Annotated in this window: 19 protein-coding genes; 13 read left to right on the top strand and 6 right to left on the bottom strand. The window is 60.3% G+C overall.

Annotated features, from left to right (window positions below):
* Positions 1-43: 43 nt before the first annotated feature.
* The 6 genes from bamA (at position 44) to lpxB (ending at position 6250) form a co-directional block, all read left to right on the top strand.
* Complete coding sequence (gene bamA / locus AC1965_RS09020) at positions 44-2401, top strand: outer membrane protein assembly factor BamA (RefSeq protein WP_483886938.1); 2358 nt, start codon at positions 44-46, stop codon at positions 2399-2401.
* 4 nt (positions 2402-2405) lie between these two features.
* Positions 2406-2978 (top strand): OmpH/Skp family outer membrane protein, encoded by a 573-nt coding sequence (locus tag AC1965_RS09015; protein WP_483886937.1) that lies wholly within the window; start codon positions 2406-2408, stop codon positions 2976-2978.
* 77 nt (positions 2979-3055) lie between these two features.
* Positions 3056-3526 (top strand): 3-hydroxyacyl-ACP dehydratase FabZ, encoded by a 471-nt coding sequence (gene fabZ / locus AC1965_RS09010; RefSeq protein WP_483886936.1) that lies wholly within the window; start codon positions 3056-3058, stop codon positions 3524-3526.
* The gene (gene lpxA / locus AC1965_RS09005) at positions 3523-4305 is read left to right on the top strand and encodes an acyl-ACP--UDP-N-acetylglucosamine O-acyltransferase (RefSeq protein WP_483886935.1); all 783 of its coding nucleotides are present in this window, start codon (positions 3523-3525) and stop codon (positions 4303-4305) included. The genes fabZ and lpxA overlap by 4 nt, the downstream gene beginning before the upstream one ends.
* The gene (locus AC1965_RS09000) at positions 4302-5102 is read left to right on the top strand and encodes an LpxI family protein (protein ID WP_483886934.1); all 801 of its coding nucleotides are present in this window, start codon (positions 4302-4304) and stop codon (positions 5100-5102) included. The genes lpxA and AC1965_RS09000 overlap by 4 nt, the downstream gene beginning before the upstream one ends.
* Positions 5099-6250 carry a lipid-A-disaccharide synthase gene (gene lpxB, locus AC1965_RS08995; RefSeq protein ID WP_483886933.1) on the top strand — a complete coding sequence of 384 codons (1152 nt, stop codon included), beginning with the start codon at positions 5099-5101 and terminating at the stop codon, positions 6248-6250. The genes AC1965_RS09000 and lpxB overlap by 4 nt, the downstream gene beginning before the upstream one ends.
* A gap of 75 nt (positions 6251-6325) precedes the next feature.
* Here the strand turns inward: lpxB and mnmA are convergent, their stop codons facing one another.
* Complete coding sequence (mnmA, locus tag AC1965_RS08990) at positions 6326-7468, bottom strand: tRNA 2-thiouridine(34) synthase MnmA (RefSeq protein WP_483886932.1); 1143 nt, start codon at positions 7466-7468, stop codon at positions 6326-6328.
* Positions 7469-7588: 120 nt separating this feature from the next.
* On the opposite strand from mnmA, the gene sciP reads away from it, so the two are divergent.
* The 5 genes from sciP (at position 7589) to AC1965_RS08965 (ending at position 13176) form a co-directional block, all read left to right on the top strand.
* Positions 7589-7867, top strand: a complete 279-nt coding sequence (gene sciP, locus AC1965_RS08985) for a CtrA inhibitor SciP (RefSeq protein ID WP_483886931.1) — start codon at positions 7589-7591, stop codon at positions 7865-7867.
* 93 nt (positions 7868-7960) lie between these two features.
* Positions 7961-8662, top strand: coding sequence for a response regulator transcription factor CtrA (ctrA, locus tag AC1965_RS08980; RefSeq protein WP_483886930.1), 702 nt, complete (start codon positions 7961-7963; stop codon positions 8660-8662).
* A gap of 77 nt (positions 8663-8739) precedes the next feature.
* Positions 8740-10860 carry an NAD-dependent DNA ligase LigA gene (ligA, locus tag AC1965_RS08975; protein WP_483886929.1) on the top strand — a complete coding sequence of 707 codons (2121 nt, stop codon included), beginning with the start codon at positions 8740-8742 and terminating at the stop codon, positions 10858-10860.
* Entirely contained in the window at positions 10857-12947 is a 2091-nt protein-coding gene (gene recG / locus AC1965_RS08970) for an ATP-dependent DNA helicase RecG (protein WP_483886928.1), read from the top strand. Before ligA ends, recG begins: the two co-directional genes overlap by 4 nt.
* Before the next feature lie 100 nt (positions 12948-13047).
* Entirely contained in the window at positions 13048-13176 is a 129-nt protein-coding gene (locus tag AC1965_RS08965; protein ID WP_483886927.1) for a hypothetical protein, read from the top strand.
* Between the two features lie 270 nt (positions 13177-13446).
* On the opposite strand, the gene AC1965_RS08960 is transcribed toward AC1965_RS08965, so the two are convergent.
* Positions 13447-13908: an iron-sulfur cluster assembly scaffold protein gene (locus AC1965_RS08960; RefSeq protein WP_483886926.1), complete on the bottom strand. Its 462-nt coding sequence runs from the start codon at positions 13906-13908 to the stop codon at positions 13447-13449.
* A 78-nt stretch (positions 13909-13986) separates the two neighbouring features.
* On the opposite strand from AC1965_RS08960, the gene hisI reads away from it, so the two are divergent.
* Entirely contained in the window at positions 13987-14343 is a 357-nt protein-coding gene (gene hisI, locus AC1965_RS08955; protein ID WP_483886925.1) for a phosphoribosyl-AMP cyclohydrolase, read from the top strand.
* A 96-nt stretch (positions 14344-14439) separates the two neighbouring features.
* Here hisI and gluQRS read toward each other — a convergent pair whose 3' ends face one another.
* The 4 genes from gluQRS to AC1965_RS08935 all read right to left on the bottom strand — a co-directional run bounded on the left by gluQRS (position 14440) and on the right by AC1965_RS08935 (position 18348).
* A complete protein-coding gene (gene gluQRS, locus AC1965_RS08950) occupies positions 14440-15297 on the bottom strand; it encodes a tRNA glutamyl-Q(34) synthetase GluQRS (protein WP_483886924.1) in 858 nt (285 codons plus the stop codon).
* The gene (locus AC1965_RS08945; RefSeq protein WP_483886923.1) at positions 15294-15908 is read right to left on the bottom strand and encodes a class I SAM-dependent DNA methyltransferase; all 615 of its coding nucleotides are present in this window, start codon (positions 15906-15908) and stop codon (positions 15294-15296) included. Before AC1965_RS08945 ends, gluQRS begins: the two co-directional genes overlap by 4 nt.
* Before the next feature lie 38 nt (positions 15909-15946).
* Entirely contained in the window at positions 15947-17302 is a 1356-nt protein-coding gene (trmFO, locus tag AC1965_RS08940) for a methylenetetrahydrofolate--tRNA-(uracil(54)-C(5))-methyltransferase (FADH(2)-oxidizing) TrmFO (protein ID WP_483886922.1), read from the bottom strand.
* A 260-nt stretch (positions 17303-17562) separates the two neighbouring features.
* Positions 17563-18348 (bottom strand): enoyl-CoA hydratase, encoded by a 786-nt coding sequence (locus AC1965_RS08935; RefSeq protein WP_483886921.1) that lies wholly within the window; start codon positions 18346-18348, stop codon positions 17563-17565.
* A 58-nt stretch (positions 18349-18406) separates the two neighbouring features.
* On the opposite strand from AC1965_RS08935, the gene AC1965_RS08930 reads away from it, so the two are divergent.
* The gene (locus AC1965_RS08930; protein ID WP_483886920.1) at positions 18407-18826 is read left to right on the top strand and encodes a PaaI family thioesterase; all 420 of its coding nucleotides are present in this window, start codon (positions 18407-18409) and stop codon (positions 18824-18826) included.
* Positions 18827-18849: the final 23 nt, after the last annotated feature.

The raw sequence follows: 18849 nt of genomic DNA, 5'->3' as shown, positions 1-18849 counted from the left end.
CGTACTCAGGACGTCAATGATGTCTTAAGATTGGGTTAGAACCATGGGACTGAGGAACGAGGGCGCGCAGCCTTCCGAGCAGGCAAAGCGCGATACATTCACCACGGCCCTGCGGGCTGGTTCACTTTCTGTCATGTTGTCAGTGGCTTGGCTGGTGCCGGGCAGTGAAGCGGTGGCGCAGGAGTATCGCTTTAACAGCGTTGTGATCAACGGCAACGAACGGATTGGCGACAGTGCCATCCTGTCACGGGCAGGAATCGCACGCGGTCAGGCGGTCAGCGGCGGCCAGTTGAACGACGCATATCAGAACCTGCAAAACTCCGGTCTTTTTGAAAGCGTGTCCATTCAGCCGCAGGGCGGGACGCTTGTGATCGACGTGGTCGAACTGCCGACATTGAACCGCATCACCTTTGAGGGCAACAAGCGCATCAAGGACGAGGCGCTGACTGCGCTGGTGAAGTCGACCGAACGGCGGGTGTTCAACCCAACCCAAGCCGAAGCCGATGCCGCCGCCATTGCCGAGGCCTATAGCAACGAAGGCCGCCTGTCGGCCCGTGTGCAGCCGCGCATCATCCGCCGCGACCAGAACCGGGTCGATCTGGTGTTTGAAATCTTTGAAGGTGATAACGTCGAAATCGAACGGTTGAGCTTTGTCGGCAACCGCAAATATTCTGACCGTCGCCTGCGCCGTGTCCTGGGTACCAAGCAGGCTGGCCTTTTCCGCCGTCTGGTCAAGCGCGACACCTTCGTCGAGGGCCGTGTTGAGGCCGACAAGCAGATGCTGCGCGATTTCTACCTGTCTCGCGGGTATGTCGATATGCGCACGTCTGCGGTCAACGCCGAGTTGACCGAAGAGCGCGATGGCTTTTTCGTCGCCTATAACATCACCGAGGGGCAGCAATTCAAATTCGGGGCGGTCAACCTTGAGGTTGATATCCCGGGCGTCGATGCCGCAGCCTATCGCAAGATCATCAAGGTGCGTCCCGGTGTGATCTATTCACCGACGCTGGTTGAGGCTGATATCGCGCGTCTTGAACGCCAGGCAATCCGCGATGGCGTTGATTTCCTGCGGGTTGAGCCGGTGATCGACCGTAATGACCGTGATCTATCCCTTAACGTCACCTACAAGCTAAGCCGCGGTTCGCGCGTTTTTGTCGAACGGATCGACATCGAGGGCAACACTACCACGCAGGATCAGGTAATCCGGCGCGAGTTTGACAGTGTTGAAGGCGACCCGTTCAACCCGCGTGAAATTCGCCAGGCCGCCGAACGCATTCGCGCCCTGGGCTATTTTGAGACGGCCGAAGTCAACGCCCGTGAAGGGTCAAGCGGCGAACAGGTTGTCGTCGATGTGGACGTGACCGAAAAGCCGACAGGCTCGCTCAACTTTGGTGGCTCCTATTCCAACAACGACGGGATCGGTGTGGCCGTGAGTTTTCAGGAAGAGAACTTCCTCGGGCGTGGTCAGAAGCTGTCGCTGTCGATTTCGACCGCAGAAGATGCCACACGCTATGGGCTGAACTTTGTCGAGCCGCGCCTGTTGGGCCGCGACGTGGCCTTTGGGCTCAAGCTGGATTATGCCGAGACGAATTCGTCCTTTTCTACCTACGACACCAATCGGGCGGTGTTTCAGCCTAGTCTGACCTTCCCGGTCAGCGAAAACGGTCGGATGCAGCTGCGCTATACTTACGAAAATATCGAGATGCTGGCGCGGGATACGCCAACACATGGCGTCGTGATCGGGTCGGAGATTGCCGCAGGTCCGCAGGCCAGCTCGTCCATCGGTTATGAGTACAGCTATGATACCCGCACCACCGGTCTGGACCCGACGTCGGGTGTGTTGTTCCAGTTTGGCCAGGACTTTGCCGGCCTTGGTGGTGACAGCAAGTACATCAAGACCACCGCAAAGGTGACGGGCGAAAAGCGTATCCTGAACGAAGAAGTGACCCTGCGCGCCACGCTCGAAGGTGGCGCATTGGCCTGGAGCAGTGGCACCAACCGCGTGGTTGACCGCTTTGTGCTTGGCCCGTCAATCCTGCGCGGCTTTGAGCCGGGTGGCATCGGGCCGCGCGACCAATCCGGCACGGCAGATGATCCGCTGGGCGGGAACCTTTATGTTGCGGCACGGTTCGAGGCGGAATTCCCGCTGGGCCTGCCAGAAGAATATGGCATCACCGGTGGCGTGTTCTATGACGTGGGGAACCTGTGGGATCTGAGTGACGTAAACACGACAGGTGGCACGATCGTCGGCGAAAACGGGTCGTTCCGTCACGTGATCGGTCTGTCTATCTTCTGGGAAACCCCGGTTGGTCCGTTGCAGTTCAACGTCTCTGAGGCGCTGCGCAAGGAAACCTACGACAAGGAACAATCCTTCGAGATCACATTGCGCACCCGGTTCTGATCGGATGCGTGCCGCCCTCGTCATTGCCACCTGTGTGATGGCCCTGACCGGGGCGGCACCCGTCGCTGCACAGCAGGCACCAACGGGAACAACAGACCGGACGGCCGTAATCAGCCCGGTTCTGACCATTGATTCCGAACGTGTCTTTCGTGAAAGCGCCTTTGGCCGCCGTGTGGCTGCCGAAGTCGAGGCACAGAGTGCAAAACTTGCCGCCGAGAACCGCAAGATCGAGGCCGATCTGGAAAATGAAGAACGCGCATTGACCAAAAAACGGGCGGCGATGAAGCCTGCCAGTTTCCGCGTTCTGGCCGATGCCTTTGACAAAAAGGTGCAGCAGACTCGCAGCGAACAGGCCGCCAAGGGGCGCGCGCTGAACGAATTGCTGGACGACGAGCGGGACATTTTTCTCAAGGCAGCGGCGCCGGTACTGGAACGCCTGATGCGTGACAGCGGGGCGGCGGTTATTCTTGAGCGCCGGTCGGTCTTTGTGTCTTCCTCAGCGGTGGAGGTGACCGATGATGCCATTGTCCGGCTAGACGAGACATTGGGCAGCGGCGAAGGCGTCGTTAAACCCTGACGCGCCCTTTGGCGTACTTGCCCCCACGGCGCTGAATTGATAGCCATTCACATGCCCCTGAGGACAAAGGACATTCAATGACCCAAGACTTGCTGCGCGCCGACATCCAGATGATCCAGCGCATCCTGCCGCATCGCTATCCGTTTTTGCTGGTCGACAAGGTCGAAGAGATTGACGGCACGCAGTCCGCTGTGGGCTACAAGAATGTCACCATGAACGAACCACATTTTCAGGGCCATTTCCCCGGCACGCCAATTATGCCCGGTGTGACCATCGTCGAGGCGATGGCGCAGACGGCGGGTGTGATGGTGGGGGCCGCGTTGGAGATGATGGACCGCAACATGTTGATTTACTTTATGTCTATCGACAACTGTAAGTTCCGCCGCAAAGTTGGCCCCGGCGATGTGCTGCGCATGGATCTTAAGACGTTGCGCGGCAAACCCGGCGCAAAAATCTGGAAATTTGGCGGGGTCGCCACGGTGGACGGCGAAATGGCCGCCGAGGCCGAGTTTATGGCGATGCTGGACCTGCCAAAGGACGCCGCATGAGCAATATCCATCCCTCAGCGGTGATCGAGGACGGGGCGCAAATCGACCCGTCGGCGCAGGTCGGCCCGTTTTGCGTGATCGGATCACAGGTGGTGTTGCATGCCGATGTGGTGGTGAAATCACATGTGGTGATCACTGGCCAGACCGAGGTCGGCGCGGGCACGGTGATCTTTTCCTTTGCCGTGATTGGCGAGATTCCGCAGGATTTGAAATTCAAGGGCGAGGCCAGCCGTCTGGTGATCGGCGAGCGTAACCGCATCCGCGAACATGTCACGATGAACTGTGGCACCGAGGGCGGTGGCGGCGTGACGCGTGTCGGGGATGACGGGCTGTTCATGGCCGGTTGTCACATTGCCCATGATGCCATCATCGGCAACCGGGTGATTGTGGTCAATTCGGCAGCCGTGGCCGGGCATTGTGTGCTTGAGGATGATGTGATCATCGGCGGTCTGTCGGGGATTCATCAATTTGTGCGGATCGGACAAGGCGCCATTATCGGCGCCGTCACGATGGTGACGAACGATGTGATTCCCTATGGTCTGGTGCAGGCGCCGCGTGGTGATCTGGATGGGTTGAACCTTGTGGGGCTGAAACGCGCAGGCGTGGCGCGGGCCGATATCACGGCCTTGCGTGCGGCGTTTCAAATGCTGGCGCAGGGCGAGGGCACGTTTTACGACCGGGCGCACAAATTGGGCGAAGAGACCCAAAGTGATTATGTGCGCCAGATTGTTGATTTTGTCATGGCCGATACGGGCCGCCATTTCCTGACCCCGAAATGACGCTGGCGCTGATCGCTGGGCGCGGCGATTTGCCGGGCCGGGTTGCGGCGGCGCAACAAAATCCACCGCTGATCTGCGTCTACGAGGGCTGTGCGCCGAATGGGCTGTCGGCAGACCTGACGTTCCGGCTTGAGACACTTGGCACCTTGTTGGTTGAATTAGGCCAGCGTGGTGTGCGCGAGGTGTGTTTTTGTGGCGCGATCGACCGGCCTGCGCTGGACCCAAGCCTGCTGGACGCTGAAACCGCGCCTCTCGTGCCGATGTTCCAAGAGGCACTGGCGGCGGGCGACAATGGCGCATTGCAGGTGATCAAGGATATATTCGAGCAGACCGGCTTTGCCGTGCTGGGGGCAGATGAACTGGTGCCTGATCTGGTGGCGCCGCCCGGCGTGCTGTCGGACCGCTGGCCCGACGCCCAGATGCGCGGCGATGCGGCACGCGGCGAGGCGGTGCTGGCGGGCCTTGCGCCGCTGGACATCGGGCAGGCCTGTGTGATCGGGGCAGGTCAGGTGCTGGGGGTCGAAACCATCGGTGGCACGGACCATCTGCTGGCCAGCCTGCCTGCTGCTGCGCGCGACATGCGCGCGATCCTGTGCAAAGGGCCCAAGGCCGGCCAGATCCGCGAAATTGACCTGCCCACGATTGGGCCCGACACCCTGCGCGCCGCCCATGCTGCCGGGTTGGCGGGGGTGGTCGTGGACGCGGGCGATGTCATCATTCTCGATGTGGAACGCTGCGTGGCGCTGGCGGATGAGTTGGAACTTGTGCTGTGGTCGCGGCGCGGGGGCGAAGCGTGAGGGTCTTTATCCTTGCCGGGGAACCTTCGGGTGACCGGCTGGGCGGTGCGCTGATGGCAGGGCTCAAGACGCTGTGCCCGGACGTGACCTTCGACGGCGTTGGCGGGCCGCAGATGATGGCCGAAGGGCTGCAAAGCCGCTTTGATATGGATGAGTTGAGCGTAATGGGGTTGGCCGAGATCCTGCCAAAGTACCGCGCCCTGATGGCCCGCATCAACGAGACCGCCGCAGCGGTGCTCGACACTGTACCAGACGTACTGATCACCATCGACAGCCCCGATTTTTCGCTGCGCGTGGCGCGGCGGGTCAAGGAAAAATCCGACATTCGCACCGTGCATTATGTGGCGCCGACGGTCTGGGCCTGGCGGCCTGGACGCGCGGAAAAAATGGCGCGCTGGGTTGATCACGTGCTGGCGCTGTTCCCGTTCGAGCCGCCCTATATGACGGCGGCCGGCATGGCCTGTGATTTTGTCGGTCATCCGGTTGTCGCAGAAACACAGGCAACCGAGGACGACGCCGCTGCCTTTCGCGCGCAGCACCGCTTGGGCGATGCGCCATTGCTGCTGGTCCTGCCTGGATCGCGGCGCGGCGAGGTGACGCGTCTGGCGCCGGTGTTTCAGCAGGTCATGGCACGACTGGTTGCCGCCCAGCCCGAGCTGCGGATTGTGCTGCCCGCAGCGGCCCCGGTGGCGCAGTTGGTCAGACAGGCAACCCGCAATTGGGAAGGCAATCCGCTGATCCTTGACCCGCGCGACGCAGACCCAGTGGCCTTTGACGCAGAAAAACGCGCGGCCTTTCGTGCGGCGGATGTGGCACTGGCGGCGTCCGGCACCGTGTCGCTGGAACTGGCCGCTGCGGACACACCCATGGTCATCGCCTATGACATGAGCTGGCTTAGCCGGCAGATCATCGGTCGGATGCTGAAGGTTGATACGGTGACGCTGGTCAATCTGGTGTCGGAAACCCGCGTGGTGCCAGAGTTTATCGGCGCCAACTGCCGCCCCGGCCCAATATCCGAGGCCGTGCTGAGGGTATTGCAGGCGCCGCGTGCGCAGCATGATGCCATGGCGCTGACGATGGAGCGGTTGGGCAAGGGCGGTGAGGCACCGGGCCTGCGGGCCGCGCGGGCAGTGATGGACCGGCTCTAGCGCAGGATGAGGGGCGCTGCCCCTCAAACTCCCCGGGAATATTTAAGACCAAAAAGAGAAGTACAAACCGCAGGTTCAGCCGCGGTGAATCCAGCCGCCGCCAAAGATGCGGGTGCTGTCGGGGTCGTAGAACACGCAGGCCTGGCCGGGGCTGACGCCTTCTTCGGGTGTCAGCAGTTCGACTTCGGCTTCGGTGGCGCTGATGGGGCGTAGAATCGCGTCGCGCGGGGGACGTGTTGAGCGCACGCGCACTGCGATCGGCCATTCGGCGCGGTCTGTCATTGGTATATCGCCCAGCCAGTTGATTTCGCGCACCGGAATCTTGCGGGTGGCGAGCATGGATTTCGGGCCTACCACCACTTCTTTGCGGTCGGCATCCAGTTTCACCACATACAGCGGGTCGGCCAGTCCGCCGATGCCAAGCCCGCGCCGTTGCCCGATGGTGTAGTGAATGACACCTTCGTGCTGGGCCAGCACATTGCCGCCCAGATCGACGATATTGCCCGGATCGGCCGCTTCGGGTCGCAGTTTTCGGATCACTGCGGCGTAGTCGCCATTGGGGACAAAACAAATGTCCTGGCTGTCGGGCTTGTCAGCCACGCTGAGCCCGTATTTGGCTGCCAGGGCGCGGGTGTCATCCTTGCTGGGCAGGTGGCCCAGCGGAAAGCGCAGGTACGAGAGTTGCTCTGGGGTGGTGGAGAACAGAAAATAGCTTTGATCGCGACTGCCATCGGCGGCGGCGTGCAGTTCCGGCCCCTCGACGCCCACCTTGCGCTGGATGTAATGCCCGGTCGCCATGCAATCGGCCTCAAGGTCGCGGGCGGTTTCCAGCAGGTCCTTGAACTTGACCCGTTCGTTGCAGCGGATGCAGGGCACGGGTGTGGCCCCACCCAGATAGCTGTCGGCAAATTCGTCGATCACCGCGTCCTTAAAGACATTTTCATAATCCAGCACGTAATGCGGAAAACCCATGGATTCAGCAACGCGGCGGGCATCCTGAATATCGACCCCGGCACAGCAGGCGCCTTTTTTGGCCAGCGCCGCCCCATGATCATAAAGCTGTAGGGTGACACCGATCACGTCGTACCCTTCTTCGGCCAGCATCGCGGCAACCACCGAACTGTCGACACCGCCCGACATCGCAACGACCACCCGCGTATCGGCAGGGGCCTTGGCAAAGCCCAATGAATTGAGCGGGGGGGTCTGGTCGAGGGCCATGGGATACTCCTTAGTTTGTGGGGGAATATAGGAAAATCCTACATACTCACAAGGGCACGCTTCACCTCACGTTAAGGCAGATGGGGGCATTTTGGCCTCAAAGCAATGGCGGATGATGTGATGTACCTTAAAAAAGTCGACGGCCCAAGGTCTGTCACGCTGGCAGATGGCAGCGTTATGTCGCGGGGCGATCTGCCGGATGCGGGGATCAGACGCTGGGTTGCCTCGCGCAAAGCCGCGGTTGTGCGGGGGGTGGTTTACGGCCTGATCAGCCAGTCCGATGCGTTGGAACGCTATGACATCAGCGAGGATGAGTTTTTCGAATGGGTGCGCGCGGTCACAGAACACGGTGAATCGGCGCTAAAAGCAACTGCATTGCAAAAATATAGACAACTTTAGGTTGTTAAGTTAACATCTCCATCAGCGGTAACGGGTGGTTAACCTTTTTTGTTCACGATCCATTCCAATGCCACCTTGATGCGGAGACAATGAATGCGTGTATTGCTAGTCGAAGATGACCCCACCACCTCCCGCAGTATTGAGTTGATGCTTACGCACGCCAATCTGAACGTGTATGCAACCGATCTGGGCGAGGAGGGTATCGATCTTGCCAAACTCTATGATTATGATCTGATCCTGCTCGATCTCGGGCTGCCGGATATGAACGGACACGAAGTGTTGCGCCAATTGCGGCTAAGCCGGATCGACACGCCGATCCTGATCTTGTCAGGTGCCGATGATACGGAGAACAAGATCAAGGGATTTGGTTTTGGCGCCGATGATTACCTGACCAAACCGTTCCACCGCGAGGAACTGGTGGCACGCATCCATGCGATCATCCGGCGGTCAAAGGGCCATTCACAATCGGTCATCGAAACCGGGCAGATTGCGGTCAATCTTGATGCCAAGACGGTTAGCGTCGACAATAATCCGGTCCATCTGACCGGCAAGGAATACCAGATGCTCGAACTGCTCAGCTTGCGTAAGGGCACGACCCTGACCAAGGAGATGTTTCTGAATCACCTGTACGGCGGCATGGACGAACCCGAACTCAAGATTATCGACGTGTTCATCTGCAAGCTGCGCAAGAAGCTGAGCCAGGCCACGGGCGGCGATAACTATATTGAAACGGTCTGGGGCCGGGGTTATGTCCTGCGCGACCCCGAACCGGCACAGTTGGCCGCCAGCGCCTGAAACAGGGCTGAAATCGCTAGACCTGCCCAGCAACGCCACCTATCTAGAACCAAAGATGACAGGTGCGGGGGCAGGTTTTGACATCCCAAATAGAAGTGGACGCGCTGAGCGAAGCGCAGGCCAAGGCCGAATTAGAACGACTGGCCAAAGTGCTGGCAGAGGCCAATGAGGACTACCATCGCAAAGATGCGCCGCAGCTTTCGGATGCGGATTATGACCGGCTGAAGCAACGTAATGTAACGATCGAGGCGCGGTTTCCGGTCCTGAAACGCAGCGACAGCCCCAGCGATCAGATTGGTGCGCCCGTGGCCGACGGGTTTGGCAAGGTCACCCATGCAGTTGCGATGCTGTCGCTTTCCAATGCCTTTGAGGCCGATGAGGTCACTGAATTTGACGCCCGTGTTCGCAAGTATCTTGGGATCGCGCCGGATGAAGCGCTGGCCTATACCGCCGAGCCAAAAATTGACGGGCTGTCGCTGTCCTTGCGATATGAACAAGGTGTGCTGGTACAGGCCGCAACGCGCGGTGATGGCGCGGTGGGCGAAAACGTCACTGCCAATGCCCGCACCATCGCCGACATCCCACACAAGATCGCCAACGCGCCGGACCTGATGGAGGTGCGCGGCGAAGTCTATATGAGCCATGCGGATTTCGCGGCCCTGAATGCGCGCCAGACGGAAAACGGGGGCAAGACGTTTGCCAATCCGCGCAACGCCGCAGCCGGATCGCTGCGGCAGCTAGACGCCAGCATCACCAAATCCCGACCGCTGCGGTTTTTTGCCTATGCCTGGGGGGCGCTGTCGGCTCCGCTGGCTGACACGCAAAAGGGCGCTATTGAAGGGTTGGCCGAACTCGGCTTTGCGACAAACCCGCTGACCGCGCTTTGCCATGGCCCGACCGAGATGATTGCACATTACGCGCAGATCGAGGCGCAGCGCGCGACGCTGGGCTATGACATCGACGGCGTGGTCTACAAGGTTAACGATCTTGGGCTGCAAGACCGTCTTGGATTTCGGTCGACCACGCCACGCTGGGCGGTGGCACATAAATTCCCGGCGGAACTGGCCTGGACCGAACTGGAAGCCATCGACATCCAGGTCGGTCGCACCGGTGCACTGTCACCGGTGGCGCGCTTGCGGCCAGTGACAGTTGGCGGGGTCGTTGTGTCGAACGCCACGTTGCACAACGAAGATTACATCAAGGGGCTGGACAGCAAGGGCAGTGAAATACGTGGCGGCAAGGACATTCGCATCGGTGATTGGGTGCAGATCTATCGCGCTGGCGATGTGATACCCAAGGTGGCTGATGTGGACCTCGACAGGCGGCCCGAAGATGCAGCGCCCTATGAATTTCCCACGATTTGTCCTGAGTGCGGATCTGACGCGATCAGGGAAACGGGCGATGCGGTGCGCCGCTGCTCTGGCGGGTTGATATGCCCGGCGCAGGCTGTGGAAAAGTTGAAACATTTTGTGGCCCGCGGCGCATTTGACATCGAAGGTCTGGGGGCAAAACAGGTCGAGCAGTTCTACCACGACGGCTGGATCGCTGAACCGGCTGATATTTTTACCCTCAATGACCGCTTTGGCAGTGGGATGCAGCAGCTCAAGAACCGCGAGGGATGGGGCGAAAAATCAGCAGACAACCTATTTCAGGCGATTGAGGACAAGCGCACGATCCCGATGGCGCGGCTGCTGTTTTCGCTGGGCATCCGGCATCTGGGCGAAGCAGCGTCGAACCTGATCGCGCTGCATTATGGCGATTGGAACAGTTTCGAGGGCGCGATGGCCGCCGCGCGCGATCTGTCCGGCCCGGCGTGGGAGGATCTGATTGGAGTGGACGGTGTTGGCGCGGTGATGGCAGGCTCGCTTGTCAGCGCCTTTGCGCAGGACCGTGAACGCGCCTCTATCGACCGGCTGGTGGCCCATCTACAGGTGGTCCCGGCAGAGCGACCCGATACGTCTCGCAGCCCCGTCGCGGGCAAGACAGTGGTCTTTACCGGGACGCTGGAAAAGATGAGCCGCGCCGAGGCCAAGGCGCGCGCCGAGAGGTTGGGGGCCAAGGTTTCTGGTTCGGTCAGCGCCAAGACCGACATTCTGGTCGCGGGGCCGGGGGCTGGGTCCAAGGCGAAGAAGGCGGCGGAATTGGGTATACACACGTTGGACGAAGACGGCTGGCTCGCCCTGATCGAGGGCACATGAAGGGCCGCCCCGAACCATTGTTTCCGCTGTTCGCCGGGCTGGAAACGCTGGAAGGCGTGGGGCCCAAGACCGCGCAATTACTGGGTCAGATGGGTATTCAGGCGCCGCGCGACCTGGTGTTTACCTTGCCCTACGCTGGCATCGACCGGCGGATACAAGAAAGTGTAAAAGACGCAGTTCTGCCTGCGACCGTGACAGTAGCTGTGACTGTGGGCGCGCACCGGGCTGCGAAAAACCGTGGCGGTGCCTACCGTATCCAGGTCCAAGACGCCAAAACCAGTTTTCAACTCGTGTTTTTCCATGCCCGCGGTGATTTCTGGCTGCGGCAACTCCCGCCCGACAGCCGACGGATTGTGTCCGGCCGGGTGGAGCTGTTTGACGGGGTAGCCCAGATGGTACACCCAGATTTTGCAGTGCCAGAGGACGAGGCCGACGAGATTCCGACGTTTGAGCCTGTTTATCCGCTGACCGCAGGGATCACGCAAAAACTGATGTACAAAGCCACCCGCGCAGCCCTGCGCCGGGTGCCGGAATTGGCCGAATGGTGCGATCCGGGGCAGGTGGCCCATGCCGGATGGCCGGATTTCGCCGCAGCGGCGGCAGCGGCGCATGATCCGCAGAACACCACAGATCTGACAGCCACCGCGCCGGCCCGCGAGAGGCTGGCCTATGATGAGCTGCTGGCGCATCAGATCACGCTGGCGTTGGCCCGGCAAAATGCACGGCGCAAGAAGGGCCGCGAAAGCATTGGTGATGGCCGGTTGCAGGATAAGGTGCTGAAATCATTGCCCTACGCGCCCACCGGCGCACAGACGCGGGCCATCGGTGAAATCACTGCCGACATGGCGCAATCGACGCGGATGAATCGTTTGTTGCAGGGCGACGTGGGGGCCGGCAAGACGCTGGTCGCCTTTATGGCGCTGCTCCGCGCGGTCGAGGCGGGCGGGCAAGGTGTGCTGATGGCCCCCACCGAAATTCTGGCGCGCCAGCATCTGATGGGGCTGCGACCCCTGGCCGAACACGCCGGCGTGGTGCTGGAGCTTTTGACCGGGCGCGACAAGGGCGCCGAGCGACGTGCCAAGCTGGAAGCGCTGGCCCGTGGCGATATTCAGATATTGGTCGGCACCCATGCCGTGTTTCAGGCCGACGTCAGCTTTGCCGATCTGCGTCTGGCGGTGGTAGATGAACAGCACCGCTTTGGCGTGCGCCAGCGGCTGGAACTGGGGCAGAAGGGGCGGCAGGCCGATGTGTTGGTGATGACCGCGACGCCGATCCCGCGCAGTCTGGCGCTGGCGCAATATGGCGATATGGATGTGTCTGTGCTGGATGAAAAACCACCCGGACGGCAACCGATCCAGACCGCGCTGGTCAGCACAGGGCGCATCGACGAGGTGATCGCACGGCTGCGCAAGGCCATCGACGAGGGGCGCCAGTGCTATTGGGTCTGCCCGCTGGTGGAAGAAAGCGAGGTCAGCGATCTGATCGCGGCTGAAGAACGGTTCAAACGCCTCCGGGCGACTTTGGGCGAAGGGATCGTGGGGCTGGTGCATGGCCAGATGCCGCCCGCCGACAAAGATGCGGCGATGCGGGCGTTCCAAGCGGGCGAAACGCAGGTGTTGGTGGCCACAACGGTCATCGAGGTCGGCGTCGACGTCCCCAATGCCACGATCATGGTGGTGGAGCGGGCGGAAATATTTGGCCTCGCGCAACTTCATCAATTGCGCGGACGGGTCGGGCGCGGGCAGGGTGCGTCGACCTGTCTGCTGATGTATCAATCGCCGTTGAGCGAAACGGGCCGCAAGCGTCTTGAGGTGCTGCGCGAGACCGAAGATGGTTTTGTCATTGCCGAGACCGATCTGGCAATGCGAGGCACTGGAGATTTGATCGGTACCGCGCAATCCGGCGTGCCCCGCTTCCGCATCGCTGATCTGGAACGGCAGGCCGGGCTGATGGCGGTGGCGCAATCCGACGCACGTAAACTTCTGCACGATGATCCCGGTCTGACGTCCCCCCGCGGGCAGGCCGCGCGGGTGTTGCTGTGGCTCATGCGGCAGGATGAGGCAATCCGTTTAATTTCAGTAGGTTAAAACCTTTCTGTTCCTTTTGTTCGCAAATGTTCTCAAAAAGTTCTTTACAACCCGTTAAGGAAATGAGAACAAAGAGGCAACAAGGATGAGGAGATAGCCAATGACCACGCTCAAGACGCTCAAATCCATCGCAACCCGGTCGCAAGACACGTTGTTGCAGGATGCCGCCGGTGCCGCGGCGCTGATAGTGATGTTGGTCGTTGGGTTGCATCTGCCCAATCTTGTTTGATTTCTGCCTGCGCTCTCATGCCGCTTTTCTCCCCGCACCCGTCCCAATTTGGTGCAGCCGACTGACTTGCCTGTCCCTGTCGGCACTTTGAGGGGGAAAACCGGGTCCCACATGAGTAACGCCTTAACTGACGCCGCACATCCCATTGGATGGGCGGCGTTTTTTTATGCCGGGCATTGATCGGTAACGACGGGTCAACCGGACCGACGTGTTTTCACGCGGTTTTCAGTAGGGCAGAGAGATCGTTTGTGACCGCGACGTGAAATTAACTTACAATTCGCCAATATTTGCCGAGTTCTGCGCCTGTTGCATCGCGTCGGTCAGCGCCTCAAGGCTCAGCATGATTGAGGCGTGGCGATTTTTATAGGCGACGGCGGGGGTTAGCACCTCGAACCCGTCAAAGGGCGCATCAGGCACCGGGCCTTGGCCCTTGAGCATGGCGCGCAACTGATCACGCGCCGCGACGATCTGCGACAGTCGAGTGCCGGGGGCTGCGGCACCGACAACCGCCGCGGCGGCCTGACCCAGCGCACAGGCCTTCACGTCCTGTTTCATCGCGCGCAATACATCGCCATCAACCTGCACATCCACCGTCACAGTCGAGCCGCACAATGGCGAGCGCCGCTTGACGCTGGCGTCGGGCGCATCCAGATGCCCCAGATGCGGAATATCCGCGGCCAAGGCCAGAATACGGGCGGAATAAAGTTTAATCAGGTCCGTCTCGTCCGACATGGCTGTTCCTTCCTGCGCTAAATGACTACATAAGCGCCGCTACCGCAGATGCAAAACTTTTCCACGAGGTGCCTGACGATGTTCGATCCTGCAAGTCTTCAATTCAATGACGCGGGGCTTATTCCCGCCATCGCACAGGACGCCGACAGCCATGAGGTGCTGATGCTGGCTTGGATGAACGCGGAGAGCATTGCGCGCACTCTGGCCACAGGTCGCGTGACCTATTGGAGCCGCTCGCGGCAGGAATTCTGGGTCAAGGGCGCCACCAGCGGCCACGTGCAGGATCTGGTCGAGATGCGGCTCGACTGCGACCGCGATTGCCTGCTGGTGCTGCTGCGCCAAACCGGGCCTGCCTGCCACACCGGGCGGCGCAGCTGTTTTTACACCGCCGTGCGCGGCGGCATCGAGGTGGAACTGACCAAGCCGATGCCTTGATCCACGTTTTGCGGGCTCATCATTTTGGGCGATCCTGAGTGATGTTGTCCGATTCAGGTTGGCAGAACAGCGACTAAGGCACGTCAACAGTGTCGCCTAAGATGCTAACATTGCTGCGATATCCTCAGGCGACAAGCCGTCACGGCGATAGCGTTCAAGGGCGCGGGCGTCGTCGCGTTTGGCCAATCGCTTGCCCTGCACATCGCGGATCAACCTGTGATGATGATAGACCGGAGTCGGCAGATCGAGCAGGCGCTGCAACAGCACATGGATGCAAGTGGCTTCAAAGAGGTCCTGACCGCGCATCACATGCGTGATTTCCTGCGCGGCATCATCAAGCACCACGGACAAATGATACGACGTGCCCATATCGCGCCGCGCCAGCACCACGTCGCCAACGGCGGCGATCATCGTGTCGGGCGTGACCGAAATCAGCCCGGTTTCGCCGTCCGGTCCGGTCCCAATTTCGGTGAATTGAATGTCGAGGTTTCCGATAGTTTTCAATGCCTTAGACATATCAAGCCGAAGCGCGCCCGCCGCTGCTGGATGATCGGCCAGACGGCACGTTCCCGGATATACGATGCCATCCGGGCCAAGAACAGCCGCGCCGCCTTCTTGCGGGGCGCTGACAGCCGCAGCAATGTCGCGGCGGTTGCAGGTACAGGCATATAGCAAACCGCGCGCCCATAGCTGATCCAGCGCGCGGCGGTAGATGGGCAGACGGTCAGACTGGCGCATGACCGGGGTCGGCCAAGTGATCCCGAGCCAGGCAAGGTCGTTATAAATCTGCGCTTCCCATTCCGGCCGCGCACGGCTTTGGTCGATGTCTTCGATCCGCAGCAGAAATGTGCCACCCGCGACGCGGGCCGCATCATGGGCCAACAGGGCAGAGTGCGCATGACCAAGGTGCAGCGGCCCCGTTGGAGATGGCGCAAATCTTGTTACGAACTTCAAATCTTTTCAACCACATACACGGTGGACTTCATGTCTAATCCTGGCAAGTGATCGCCATGTTCGCGGAAAAGCAGACGCGCGGCACCGCAGTCGGTCCACTCGCACAAGCGGGCTTCGTTGCTTCGGTCCGCGAGTGCGTGATCATTAAAGGAAAACACCAGCATGCCGCCGCTGTCCAGCCCGTGCATCAAACTGTCAAAGACAGTGATCGGGGCAGCGCCGGGGCCGATAACGCCGATTGCGGAAATAGCAGCGTAATCGCCGGGTTGATGCAGCAAAGGGGCGTCCGCTTCGATCTGAGTGAGCGCGCGGTAAACATCTTTGCCGCGCGCCTGCGCGAGCATGTCGGCAGACAGATCAACGCCATCAATCGTCGTGAACCCCGCCAGCCGCAGCGCCAGGCCGGACAGCCCGGTGCCGCAGCCAAAATCCAGGATTGGTTGAGTTGGGTCGGTCATAAACTTGGCCAGCGCCGCCGCCGCGCGACCGGGTGTTGCATATCCCTGCGCGCCGACCTCGGTCTCGTAACTTGCGGCCCAGTCATCATAAAGTTGGCGGGTTTGCGTGGCATCCCGCGCGCCATAGACCTTATCCAGATATTTTTCCGTCATCCCCCAACGCTACGAATGATCGCTGAAGACGTCTAGTGTTAACTATTCTGAACAGCGTCAGCGCCCAGCCAGGACTGCCAGTCGGCCTTGGCGCGGTCGGTATAGGCCTTGTAGCGATCCTTGCGACCACGACGACCCGATTTCAGGCCCTCGACAGGGGGGAACAAGCCAAAATTCACGTTCATCGGCTGAAAGGTCTTGGCGTCGGCACCGCCGGTGATGTGGGTGATCAGCGCGCCCATGGCGGTACTGTCGGGCGGCGTGGGCAGGCTGCCCCCATTGATTTCAGCAGCCGCCATACGGCCCGCAAGCAGGCCCATCGCAGCGCTTTCAACATAGCCCTCAACACCTGTGATCTGCCCGGCAAAACGAATATTGGGGCGCGAGCGGAGGCGCATCTGGTCGTCGAGCAACGTGGGGGAGTTAATGAAGGAGTTGCGGTGGATACCGCCAAGCCGCGCAAAGCTGGCATTTTCAAGACCGGGAATTCTTTTGAAAACATCTGCTTGCGCGCCGTACTTCATCTTGGTTTGAAAGCCGACGATGTTATAAAGCGTGCCCAGTTTGTTGTCGCGGCGCAGTTGGACGACGGCATAGGCCTTGACGTCGGGTTGATGCGGATCGGTCAGGCCCACAGGCTTCATCGGGCCAAACCGCAGTGTCTCGCGCCCGCGCTCGGCCATGACCTCGATCGGCAGGCAACCGTCGAAATACCCAGCGGTTTCGCCCTCGCGGAACTCGGTCTTTTCAGCGGCGAGCAGCGCGTCAATGAAATCCTCATACTGCTGCTTGTCCATGGGGCAGTTGAGATAGGCAGTACGCTCTTCCTCGGTTTCGCCCTTGTCATAGCGCGACTGCATCCAGGCCTTCGACATGTCGATACTGTCGAAATATACGATCGGCGCAATGGCGTCGAAAAACGCCAGCGCTTCGGCTCCGGTTTCGGCGGCAATCGCCTCGGCCAACGCGCCAGAGGTCAGCGGGCCGGTGGCGATGATCCACTGCCCGTCGGTGGGCAATTCGGTGATTTCGCCATACTCGACCGTGATATTGGGATGCGCCAGCAGCGTGTCGGTTACTGTCTGCGCAAATGGATCACGGTCAACCGCCAGTGCGCCGCCCGCGGGCAGGCGATTCTTGTCGGCGCAGGCCATAATCAGCCCGTTCGCGGCGCGCATTTCCCAATGCAGCAGGCCCACGGCGTTTTGTTCGTCATCGTCTGATCGGAAAGAGTTGGAGCAGACCATTTCACCCAAAAGACCGGTCTGGTGGGCAAAAGTGCCAACCTTGGGGCGCATTTCGTGGATCACCACCTGAACGCCCGCATGTGCCGCCTGCCAGGCCGCTTCTGATCCGGCCATTCCGCCGCCGATGATGTGCAATTCTTTTGTCATATGCGCGATGTAGGGCAGGGTGACCACGCGCGCAACAGGCAACAGCCGAAAGGCATCTCTTGGTCGCTCGTCATACGGGTGGAGGGTTTTGGGGTCGCCGCTGCGGGAATGGTCGGTCAGTGAGAGGCTGACCTGGAGGGACCTTCCGCCGGCGGCGACCCAAAATCATCAAGGCGCTGTGCCTTGCCATATCATTGCCCCAATTTGGTCAGATTTGCCAGCACAAAGATTTCAACAGTTGGTGCTTTTTTTGGAAACAATCATTGTTGCCAGTCTGGATCGCGCTTTTCCAGAAATGCGGCGATGCCCTCGGCGGTGTCGTCGTGCAACATATTCTGCACCATCACGTCGCCGGTAAAGGCGTAGGCCTGCGCCGTGGTCATCTGCAACTGTTCATAAAACGCAGCTTTGCCAAAGGCGACGGCAACGCCAAGCTTTGCCGCGATCTTTGCCGCCAGCGTGGTGGTTTCAGCGCTGAGGTCATCCGCCGGCACAACCCGGTTAATCAGCCCCAGTTCCGCGGCGCGGTCTGCCGGAATGAAATCGCCTGTCGTCAGCATTTCAAACGCCTGCTTGCGCGGGACATTGCGCGACAGCGCGACCATGGGGGTCGAGCAGAACAGCCCGATATTGACACCATTCACGCCAAAACGCGTGCCCTCTGCCGCCACCGCCAGATCGCAGGTGGCCACCAATTGGCATCCTGCCGCCGTGGCAATGCCATGAACTTGGGCAATCACCACCTGTGGCATGGACTGGATGCGCGCCATCACGGCGGTGCAGCGATCAAACAAATCTTTGAAGGCCGCAGCGCCGCCGTCATTACCGTTGCGCATTTCAGTCATCTGACGCAGATCATGCCCGGCGCAAAACGCCTTGCCCGCGCCCGATAGGATGATCACCCGAGTTTGCCGATCATTTGCAAAACCATCCAAAGCAGTTTGCAAAGCAGCCAGCATCTCGTCTGATAGCGCATTCAGCCGCTCGGGTGCGTTCAGGGTTAGCCGTGCAACGGCCCCTTGTGTCGTAACGTCAAGTATTGCCACCTTGCCCTCCGCCTTTGATCACGCCAACTTTAGACAAGTGTCTGAGGGGAGAACAAGTATGGCTTTGGTAATGGACGCGGATGCGCTGACGGTGTTCATGCGCGACGTGTTTGATCAGGTGGCGGATGATTTTGCCATTGATCACGTCGAAGAGGGGGCGATTACGATGCGCCTGCTGACCAGCCATCGCCATCTTCGCCCCGGCGGCACCGTGTCCGGCCCGTCAATGTTTGCGCTGGCTGATGTCGCCGCTTATCTGGTGACACTGGCGATGATCGGGCCAAAGGCGCTGGCGGTGACGACCAATTGCTCGATTGATTTCATGCGCAAACCATTGGCCGATGTGAACCTGATCGCCCACGCCAAGCTGCTGAAACTGGGTAAGCAACTGTCGGTGACAGACGTGCTGATCTATTCCGAAGGGTCGGACAAGCCAGTAGCGCGCGCCAGCCTGACCTATGCGATCCCGCCGCGTTGATTTTGAAAGCAGAACGAACCTGC

It is taken from the genome of Sulfitobacter sp. KMM 9851 (assembly GCF_057178245.1).
This window is presented reverse-complemented; position numbering and strand designations above follow the sequence as displayed.